This is a genomic window from Microbulbifer sp. (assembly GCF_051659245.1).
Lineage (GTDB): Bacteria > Pseudomonadota > Gammaproteobacteria > Pseudomonadales > Cellvibrionaceae > Microbulbifer.
On sequence record NZ_JBOFOC010000032.1, the window covers coordinates 1 to 8,540 of the forward strand.

The following is an 8,540-nucleotide window of genomic DNA, read 5'->3' on the forward strand; positions in this document are numbered from 1 at the left end:
CCCAGCCCGATCGCGGGCCTGGCCCGCTCCTACAGGGTGAAAATCAAATCCGATCGCGGGCATGGCGGATGGCCGCCCCGCCGCTCCTACAGGGTGAAAATCAAAAGTGTTGGTAACCTGACCGGGCCGGGGACCAGGGTTTTCCATCCAGCCAACTGCGCACCTCGGGATTCCCCTCCGCCGGCACAACGGTTCCTATGCGCGCGATATCCAGCCCGAGTTTTTCCAGCGCGGACCCGTGTTGCTCCGGAACAGTAAAACACAACTGGTAATCGTCACCGCCGGTGGCGGCCAGTTCCAGGGCCCCGTTTTCTCCGGCCAGTTGCCGGGCCAGCGGCGACACGGGCACCGATTCCATATGGACGTCCGCACTGACACGGCTGGCGTTGCAGATATGTCCCAGGTCCGCCAGCAGGCCGTCGGAAATATCCACCGCACTGCCGGCCAGTTCACCGATCGCCGCGGCCAGGGCCAGTTGCGGCTCGGGAAAGTAATAGGCCCGCCGCGCCTCTTCTTCCCCGCGCCCGGCGGCCGCCTGTTGCCCCAGTATCACCGGCAGCGCCGCCGAGGCCGCGCCCAGTTCGCCGCTGACAAAAATACCGTCCCCCGGCCGGGCGCCGTCCCGGCGCAGCGGTAATTTGCTGCTGCCGGTGACCTGGATGGTGACAGACAGCGGCCCGCGCGTCGTATCGCCACCCACCAGGGAAACGCCGAACAGCTCTGCCGTCTCCAGCAGGCCGCGGGAAAAATCCCGCAGCCAATCCGCATCGCTCTCCGGCAGCGTCAGCGCCAGGGTGAACCACAGGGGCCTGGCATTCATCGCCGCCAGGTCGCTGAGATTGACCCGCAGCGCGCGCGCGGCGACGGCCGCCGGGTCCGCGCTCGCGGGAAAATGCCTGTCGGCCACCAGGGTATCCACACTGGTGGCGAGCAGTTCCCCCTCGGGCGGCTGCAGCAATGCGCAGTCGTCGCCGATACCCAGCACCACGCCCTCGCTCAATTTTTTTGCTCCGGCACCCACGCCTTGTTTTGCGTTCGCAAAATAATCGCGGATAATTTCAAATTCGCCGGGGCCGCGCACGGGTGTCGCCGTTACTTTTTATCCGCGGCGACTTCCGTCGCCCGCAGATCCGCAGCGGTCTTGTCGAGGATGCCGTTGATAAACTTGTAGGAATCCGTGGGGCCGAATTTCTTTGCCAGCGCCACCGCCTCGTTGATCACCACCTTGTAGGGCACGTCGATGCGGTTTTTCAGTTCGTAGCTGGACATGCGCAGCAGCGCGCGGGACACCGGGTCCAGGCCGTCCATGGCGCGGTCCAGGTGCGGCTCGAAGGCACCCTCCACTTCGTCGAGTTCTTTCGCCACACCGTGGAGCAGATCGTGGAAGTAATCCACATCCGTCTTGCCCATATCGTTGTCGGTACGGAACTCGGCCTCGATGGTGTTCAGGCTGGCGCCGGCCATCTGCCACTGGTAGAGCGCCTGCATGGCGTAGTGGCGCGCCTTGCGGCGGGCCGATGCGGTAACTGTCATAAATTCATTCCGGCCTTTCACTTTCCGGTAGGGTGCCCTGTAGGAGCGGCCCCCCTGGGAACGCCGAGCTCCAGCTCGGCAACGCGGGCGCAGCCCGCGCCATGGATTAAGCATTCTTTCAGGAGCGGGCCTGGGGCCCGCAAGCCGAGCTGGAGCTCGGCGCTCCCAGGGCCGCGGGCATGGCCCGCTCCTACAGGTTCTTCGCAAACCTGGATTATATTTTTCCGAGCAGGGAAACCATTTCCAGCGCGGTTTCCGCCGCCTCGCAGCCCTTGTTGCCCGCCTTGGTGCCGGCGCGCTCTATGGCCTGCTCGATGGAGTCCACGGTGAGCACGCCGAAGGTCACCGGCACGCCGCTGTTCAGGGACACCTGGGCCAGGCCCTTGGTGCATTCGCCGGCGACGTATTCGAAGTGCGGGGTGCCGCCGCGGATCACTGCGCCCAGGGCAATGATCGCGTCGAAGTTTCCGCTGGCAGCGAGCTTTTGCGCGGCCAGGGGAAATTCAAAGGCGCCGGGGGCATAGTAAATGGTGATGTCTTCGTTTTTGATGCCCTTGCGGCGCAATGTGTCCAGGGCGCCGCTCTTGAGGCTCTCCACCACGAAACTGTTCCAGCGGCTCACCAGCAGCGCATATTTGCCCTGGCAGTTGGTGAAATCGCCTTCGATTACTTGGATATCGCTCATAATTTCTTTGCCTGCAAAACCATTATTCCTGGTCGATGTTCAGATATTCTTCCACTTCCAGGTCGAAACCGGAGATGGCGCTGAACTTGAACGGCGCGCTCATCAGGCGCATTTTGCGCACATTCAGATCGCGCAGTATCTGCGAACCGGTACCCACCTGCTTGTACACCAGGTCCTGGCTGGGACGTTGCTGCTTGCCGCTGATCAGCCAATCGATGCTCTCCTCGATCTCCTCGGTGGTCTCGTTGTGGCAGATCAGCACCACCACGCCCTTGCCCTCCTGCGCCACCCGCTGCATGGCGGTGCGGAAGGTCCAGGGGACAAATTTCTCATCCCCGCGCCGGATGGTAAGCACGTCGCGCAGGGTATTGCCCACGTGCACCCGTACCAGGGTCGGTTCCTCCGGGGCGGGTTTGCCTTTCACGAACGCGAAGTGGCGCTCGCGGCGGGCCTTGTCCAGATAGGTGCGCAGTTTGAATTCGCCGAACTCGGTGTGCACCTGGCGCTCGTTGGTGCACTCTACGGTTTTTTCGTTGAGGGCCCGGTAGTTGATCAGATCGGCGATGGTGCCGATCTTCAGCTTGTGCTTTTGCGCGAAGGTCTCCAGGTCCGGGCGGCGCGCCATGGTGCCGTCCTCGTTCATGATCTCCACGATCACTGCCGCCGACTCGAAGCCGGCCAGGCGCGACAGGTCGCAGCTGGCCTCGGTGTGGCCGGCGCGGCTCAATACACCGCCGGGCTGGGCCATGATCGGAAAAATATGTCCCGGTTGCACGATATCCTGCGGCTTCGCATTGCGCGCCACTGCGGCGCGCACGGTGCGCGCTCGGTCGGCGGCGGAAATGCCGGTGGTGACCCCCTCGGCCGCCTCGATGGACACGGTGAAGTTGGTGCTGAACTGGGCGCCGTTTTCCCGCGACATCAGCGGCAGGTCCAGCTGCTCGCAGCGCTCCCGGGACATGGGCATACAGATCAGGCCGCGGGCGTGGGTGGCCATAAAGTTGATGTCCTCGGCGCGCACCTGCTCCGCGGCCATCACCAGGTCGCCCTCGTTCTCGCGGTCCTCGTCATCCATCAGGATCACCATTTTGCCCTGGCGGATATCGTCGATCAGTTCTTCAACCGTGTTGAGTTCCATAAATCTCTCTAAGCGTGATTTGTGGCCCATACCCCCGGCCCCCACATGCGGGGAAGGGAGTAAAGGGAGGTGCTGTTCCCTCTCCCCAGGGGGAGAGGGTTAGGGAGAGGGAGGCCGATCAAAGAGCCCCCTCCCCCGGCCCCTCCCCCGCAAGCGGGAGAGGGGAGCTATTCTTTCGATCCCGAGCCCCGCATTTTCAGGCCTTGTAGAAACCGTGCTTGGCCAGAAATTCCACCGTAAGGCCGTCGCTCTCCGGTTCCGCGGCGCTGTCGCCCAGCAGCAGCCGCTCCAGGTACCGCGCGATCAGGTCCACCTCCAGGTTGACCCGGGTGCCGGCGGCATAGTCGTCCATGACCGTCTCCCGCAGGGTGTGCGGCACTATGGTGAGTTCGAACTCGGCACCCTCCACCGCGTTGACCGTGAGACTGGTGCCGTCGACGGTGATCGAGCCCTTGTGGGCGATATATTTTGCCAGCATATCCGGCGCGCGCAGGCGAAAACGCTCGGCGCGGGCTTCGGATCTGCGCCACAGCACCTCGCCGATACCGTCCACATGGCCACTGACGATATGACCCCCCAGGCGGGTCTGCGGCGTCAGGGCCTTTTCCAGGTTCACCCGCTCGCCGCGCTTCCACTCGCCGACGGTGGCCACCGCCAGGGTCTCCGCGGAGACGTCCGCCCAGTAGCCGTCGCCGGGCAGGTCCACCACCGTGAGGCAGACGCCGTTGGTGGCGATGCTGTCGCCCAGCTGTACGTCGGACAGGTCCAGCTTGCCGGTTTTTACCCGCAGGCGCAGGTCCCCGCCCCGGGGTTGCAGTTCGGCGATTTCGCCGATGGCTTCGACAATTCCGGTAAACATCAGCGCTCTATATCGGTTGTGGCTGTAATGCGCCAGTCGTGTCCCACTGCGCGCATATCGGTGATCGTCACGGGCAGCACCGACCCCATACGCTCGATGGGCAGCTCGAACAGCGGCCGGGCGGTGCTGCCCAGCAGCTTCGGGGCCATGTACACGATCAGTTCGTCCACATGACCGCGGTAGAGAAACTCGCCGGACAGGGTGGCGCCGCTCTCGATCAGTACCTCGTTGCACTCGCGCTGGACCAGTTCCGCCAGCAGTGCACTCAGGTCCACGCGGCCGTCGGCGCCCGCCGGCAGGGTGAGCACTTCCGCACCGGCGGCCTGCAGGCGCTCGCGGCGCGCATTGTCCGCCCCCTCGGTGGTGCAGATCAAGGTGGGGGCGTCCCCCTGCAAAATAAAGGCGTTCGCGGGGGTGCGCAGGCGGCTGTCGACGATCACCCTTAACGGCTGGACCTCTTGCACCATGATCATTTGGGCCGCACTCTCCGCGGCGAGCAGCTCCAGGGCCATTTCGTCGGCGCGCACGTTCAGGTTGGGGTTGTCGAAGCGCACCGTCTCCACCCCGGTGACCACTGCGCAGCTGCGCGCGCGCAGCCGCTGCACGTCGGCGCGCGCGGCGGGGCCGGTGACCCACTTGGACTCGCCGCTGGCCATGGCGGTGCGGCCGTCCAGGCTCATGGCGGATTTGATGCGCACCAGCGGCAGGCCCAGGGCCATGCGCTTGATAAAGCCGGGGTTGAGGGCCCGGCATTGTTCTTCAAGCAGCGGGCCCTCCACCTCGATGCCGGCATCGCGCAGCCTCTGCAGGCCCTGCCCGCCCACTGCGGGATTGGGGTCCTGCATGCCGTAAACCACCTTCGCCACGCCGGCCTCGATCAGGGCGTCGGCGCAGGGGCCGGTGCGGCCGCTGTGGCTGCAGGGTTCCAGGGTGACGTAGACAGTGGCACCGCGGGATCGCTCTCCGGCGTCGGTGAGCGCCTCGATCTCCGCGTGGGGCAGGCCGGCGCGCCGGTGCCAGCCCTCGCCGAGGATCCGGCCGTCGCCGTCGGCGATCACGCAGCCGACCCGCGGATTGGGCATGGTGGTGTAAAGGCCGCGTTCCGCGAGCTGTACCGCCCGCGCCATCAGTTCCCGGGGCAGCATATCAGCGGGGCTCCGCGGGTTTCCGCGTCAGCCGCTCTATCTCCTCGCTGAACTCGCTGACGTCCTCGAAGCGGCGGTAGACGGAGGCGAAACGCACGTAGGCCACCTGGTCCAGCTCGCGCAGCTGTTCCATCACCAGTTCGCCGATGGCGCGCGCGGGCAGTTCGCGCTCGCCGGTGGCCTGCAGGGCGTGCTTGATCTGGGCCACGGCGGATTCCACCCGCTCAGTGCTGATCGGGCGCTTTTCCACCGCGCGCTGGATGCCGGCGCGCAGCTTCTCTTCGTTGAAGGGCTCGCGCTGGCCGTTCTGCTTGATCACCCGCGGCAGCAGAAGCTCGGCGGTCTCGAAGGTGGTGAAGCGCTCGTGACACTGGAGACACTCGCGCCGGCGTCGCACCTGATCGCCCTCGGCGACCAGGCGGGAATCGACGACTTTGGTTTCTTCTGCGCTGCAGAAAGGACAGTGCATGGGAGGGGAGGCCCTGTAGAAAAATTGCGCGCAGTTTATCACAGTCCGCAAGATGTGCCGCGCACACCGCCCAGCACAGGGGTGCGAGGCAGCCATGGATGGCCGGTGCCGCCCAGCGGTCATGCAGAATACGCATGGAGCAGTTGTCTGCCGCGGCACACCCTACGGAAGTGCGATTCAGCTTTTTTGGTAAACCGGGTACCTGGCGCAGGTCTCCAGCACCTTTTCCTTCACCTCGGCGATCACCGGCCCGGCGTCGCCCTTCTCCAGCCCGTCCAGCACGTCGCAGATCCAGTGAGTGAGCTGCCTGGTCTCCTCCACCCCGAAACCGCGGGTGGTGATCGCCGGGGTGCCGACGCGCAGGCCGCTGGTGATAAACGGCGAGCGGGGGTCGTTGGGCACGGCGTTCTTGTTTACGGTGATGTTGGCGTTACCGAGGGCCTCGTCGGCGTCCTTCCCGGTGTACTCCTTGCCGATCAGGTCCACCAGCATCAGGTGGTCGTCGGTGCCGCCGGAGACGATGTTGATACCGCGGTCGAGGAAGGTCTCGGCCATGGCGCGGGCGTTCTCCACCACCTTCTTCTGGTAGGCCTTGTACTCGGGGCTCATGGCCTCCTTGAAGGACACTGCCTTGGCGGCGATCACGTGCATCAGCGGGCCACCCTGGCCGCCGGGGAATACCGCGGAGTTGAGCTTCTTCTCGATCTCCTCGTTGGCACGCGCCAGAATGATGCCGCCGCGGGGGCCGCGCAGGGTCTTGTGGGTGGTGGAGGTCACCACGTCGGCGTGGGGGATTGGGGACGGGTACTCGCCCGCGGCCACCAGACCGGCCACATGGGCCATATCCACCATCAGGTAGGCACCCACCTTGTCGGCAATGGTGCGGAACTTCGCCCAGTCCATCACCCGGCTGTAAGCGGAAAAGCCGGCCACGATCATCTTCGGCTTGGTTTCCAGGGCCAGGCGCTCCACCTCCTCGTAGTCCACCTCGCCGGTCTCCGGGTTGAGGCCGTACTGTACCGCGTTGTAGATCTTGCCGGAGAAGTTCACCCGCGCGCCGTGGGTCAGGTGGCCGCCGTGGGCCAGGCTCATGCCCAGCACGGTGTCCCCGGGGGCGCACAGGGCCTGGTAGACCGCGGCGTTGGCCTGGGAGCCGGAGTGGGGCTGCACATTGGCGTAGTCGGCGCCGAACAGCTCTTTCGCCCGCTCTATCGCCAGCGTTTCCACCTTGTCCACATACTCGCAGCCGCCGTAGTAACGCTTGCCGGGATAGCCCTCTGCGTATTTATTGGTCAGGCTGGTGCCCTGGGCCGTCATCACCAGCGGGCTGGTGTAGTTTTCAGAGGCGATCAGCTCGATATGTTCTTCCTGGCGGCGGTCCTCTTCCTGAATGGCTTCCCAGATCTCCGGGTCGAAAGAAGAGAGCTTGGCGGATGAATCAAACATGGTATTCCCTCGGTAAAACGGGCTGAGTTCAGACTAGATGAAACTGGCGGTTTGGAAAGGCGCGCATTGTACACCAAGGTTGGGGGCTGTGCGCCAAGGCGCGACCGGGCGGCCGCGCCGGGGGGATCAGAAGGACAGGGTCATGGTCCCGGACCAGAAGTTCACGTCCTCTTCGATCCGGGTGTATTCCAGTTCGACATCGGTGTTGGGGCCGAAGTTGAAGCCCACGCCGGCACCGAGGGAGATACCGGTGTCGTCGCCGTAGAAGTCGATATCCTCGTGCAGGACGCCGGCGCGGCCCTTGAAGTAGATATTGCCGTGGGAGCGGTAGGTGCCATAGAAGGCGAGGGTCTGGATATCCACATCGATATCGCCGCTAAAGACGTCGGCCTCGCCGCTGATAATCGAGTTGGTGTATTCCCCTTCAAAACCCCAACCGGAAGCGAAGGTATAGCCGGCGCGCAGGCCGAGATTGAAAGGGTCGTCGAAATTGGAGCGGTCAATGGTCATCAAACCGGCAGGCCCGCCGAAGTAGCCGCCTTCGGCGTTGGCTGCAGAAGAACAGGCCAGAGCCAGCGCAGCCAGCCCCTTTGCAAAAGTACGCATGGGTAGCCCCCAAATTGTTTACCGGAAAAATTGCGTGGATTCTATCCGCCTTTCTTGCGGAGGAACAGTTCACGGGTCACGGATGTCGTAACTGGCTGATTGCAATTTTGTCCAGACGCCAAAAACCTTGCGGAGCCGGCTAAGTTTACCGACAACCGTTTCCGCAAGGTTTTCCTTATGTTCCCGCGTACTCCTCTGCCTTTTCTTCCGCTACTGCTGGTCGCCTGTACTGCCAACGCTCCCACACCATTAATCACGGTCAGCGGCACACTGGTGAAGGCCGGCGGCAAATACTATTTACAGAGCGCGGAAACCCGCTATCACCTCAACTGGATGCCGCAACTGCGCTACGGCAAATACCTGGGGCGCGAACTGGTCGTGCGGGGCAGTGTTCCCGAGCAGTGCGCCCAGGCCTGGGAAGATGCGGTGATCAAAGTACACGGCGGCGCGGAGCTGGTGGATTGGCGGGCGGTGGACTGGTCCACCTGCATCGCCGCCGAGCGGGTGAGCCTGGTCACCGAAGAGGGCGAGCGGTTGGTCTACGATTGGCGGGAAATCAATATGGAGGATTACTATTTTTAGGGACTCGGGACTCGCACGATTTCGCTGTAGGAGCGGGCCATGCCCGCGATCGGACTATGCCACGAAGCTGGATTGAT

General features: G+C 64.1%; 10 protein-coding genes. 1 reads left to right on the forward strand and 9 read right to left on the reverse strand.

Annotated elements, in window-relative coordinates; genetic code table 11:
• Positions 1-100 precede the first annotated feature (100 nt).
• From thiL to ACRC0P_RS03545, 9 genes are all read right to left on the reverse strand, one after another.
• Positions 101-1,000: a thiamine-phosphate kinase gene (gene thiL / locus ACRC0P_RS03505; RefSeq protein WP_438628403.1), complete on the reverse strand. Its 900-nt coding sequence runs from the start codon at positions 998-1,000 to the stop codon at positions 101-103.
• A 92-nt stretch (positions 1,001-1,092) separates the two neighbouring features.
• Positions 1,093-1,533, reverse strand: a complete 441-nt coding sequence (gene nusB, locus ACRC0P_RS03510; RefSeq protein WP_438628404.1) for a transcription antitermination factor NusB — start codon at positions 1,531-1,533, stop codon at positions 1,093-1,095.
• Between the two features lie 214 nt (positions 1,534-1,747).
• The gene (gene ribH / locus ACRC0P_RS03515; protein WP_438628405.1) at positions 1,748-2,218 is read right to left on the reverse strand and encodes a 6,7-dimethyl-8-ribityllumazine synthase; all 471 of its coding nucleotides are present in this window, start codon (positions 2,216-2,218) and stop codon (positions 1,748-1,750) included.
• A gap of 22 nt (positions 2,219-2,240) precedes the next feature.
• Positions 2,241-3,356: a bifunctional 3,4-dihydroxy-2-butanone-4-phosphate synthase/GTP cyclohydrolase II gene (gene ribBA / locus ACRC0P_RS03520; RefSeq protein ID WP_438628406.1), complete on the reverse strand. Its 1,116-nt coding sequence runs from the start codon at positions 3,354-3,356 to the stop codon at positions 2,241-2,243.
• Between the two features lie 196 nt (positions 3,357-3,552).
• Positions 3,553-4,215, reverse strand: coding sequence for a riboflavin synthase (locus tag ACRC0P_RS03525; protein WP_438628407.1), 663 nt, complete (start codon positions 4,213-4,215; stop codon positions 3,553-3,555).
• Positions 4,215-5,360, reverse strand: a complete 1,146-nt coding sequence (ribD, locus tag ACRC0P_RS03530) for a bifunctional diaminohydroxyphosphoribosylaminopyrimidine deaminase/5-amino-6-(5-phosphoribosylamino)uracil reductase RibD (RefSeq protein ID WP_438628408.1) — start codon at positions 5,358-5,360, stop codon at positions 4,215-4,217. The genes ACRC0P_RS03525 and ribD overlap by 1 nt, the downstream gene beginning before the upstream one ends.
• A 1-nt stretch (position 5,361) precedes the next feature.
• The gene (gene nrdR / locus ACRC0P_RS03535) at positions 5,362-5,829 is read right to left on the reverse strand and encodes a transcriptional regulator NrdR (protein WP_438628409.1); all 468 of its coding nucleotides are present in this window, start codon (positions 5,827-5,829) and stop codon (positions 5,362-5,364) included.
• 177 nt (positions 5,830-6,006) lie between these two features.
• Positions 6,007-7,275: a serine hydroxymethyltransferase gene (glyA, locus tag ACRC0P_RS03540; RefSeq protein ID WP_438628410.1), complete on the reverse strand. Its 1,269-nt coding sequence runs from the start codon at positions 7,273-7,275 to the stop codon at positions 6,007-6,009.
• 126 nt (positions 7,276-7,401) lie between these two features.
• On the reverse strand, positions 7,402-7,881 hold the full coding sequence (locus tag ACRC0P_RS03545) for an outer membrane beta-barrel protein (RefSeq protein ID WP_438628411.1): 480 nt from the start codon (positions 7,879-7,881) through the stop codon (positions 7,402-7,404).
• A gap of 177 nt (positions 7,882-8,058) precedes the next feature.
• On the opposite strand from ACRC0P_RS03545, the gene ACRC0P_RS03550 reads away from it, so the two are divergent.
• Positions 8,059-8,463 carry a hypothetical protein gene (locus tag ACRC0P_RS03550; protein WP_438628412.1) on the forward strand — a complete coding sequence of 135 codons (405 nt, stop codon included), beginning with the start codon at positions 8,059-8,061 and terminating at the stop codon, positions 8,461-8,463.
• Positions 8,464-8,540: the final 77 nt, after the last annotated feature.

What these genes read in the sequence shown, in the direction of transcription:
- glyA (WP_438628410.1), bottom strand. Translation starts at nt 7,275, where the DNA reads ATGTTTGATTCATCCGCCAAGCTCTCTTCTTTCGACCCGGAGATCTGG.
- ACRC0P_RS03550 (WP_438628412.1), top strand. Translation starts at nt 8,059, where the DNA reads ATGTTCCCGCGTACTCCTCTGCCTTTTCTTCCGCTACTGCTGGTCGCC.
- ribBA (WP_438628406.1), bottom strand. Translation starts at nt 3,356, where the DNA reads ATGGAACTCAACACGGTTGAAGAACTGATCGACGATATCCGCCAGGGC.
- ACRC0P_RS03525 (WP_438628407.1), bottom strand. Translation starts at nt 4,215, where the DNA reads ATGTTTACCGGAATTGTCGAAGCCATCGGCGAAATCGCCGAACTGCAA.
- nusB (WP_438628404.1), bottom strand. Translation starts at nt 1,533, where the DNA reads ATGACAGTTACCGCATCGGCCCGCCGCAAGGCGCGCCACTACGCCATG.
- ribH (WP_438628405.1), bottom strand. Translation starts at nt 2,218, where the DNA reads ATGAGCGATATCCAAGTAATCGAAGGCGATTTCACCAACTGCCAGGGC.
- ribD (WP_438628408.1), bottom strand. Translation starts at nt 5,360, where the DNA reads ATGCTGCCCCGGGAACTGATGGCGCGGGCGGTACAGCTCGCGGAACGC.
- nrdR (WP_438628409.1), bottom strand. Translation starts at nt 5,829, where the DNA reads ATGCACTGTCCTTTCTGCAGCGCAGAAGAAACCAAAGTCGTCGATTCC.
- ACRC0P_RS03545 (WP_438628411.1), bottom strand. Translation starts at nt 7,881, where the DNA reads ATGCGTACTTTTGCAAAGGGGCTGGCTGCGCTGGCTCTGGCCTGTTCT.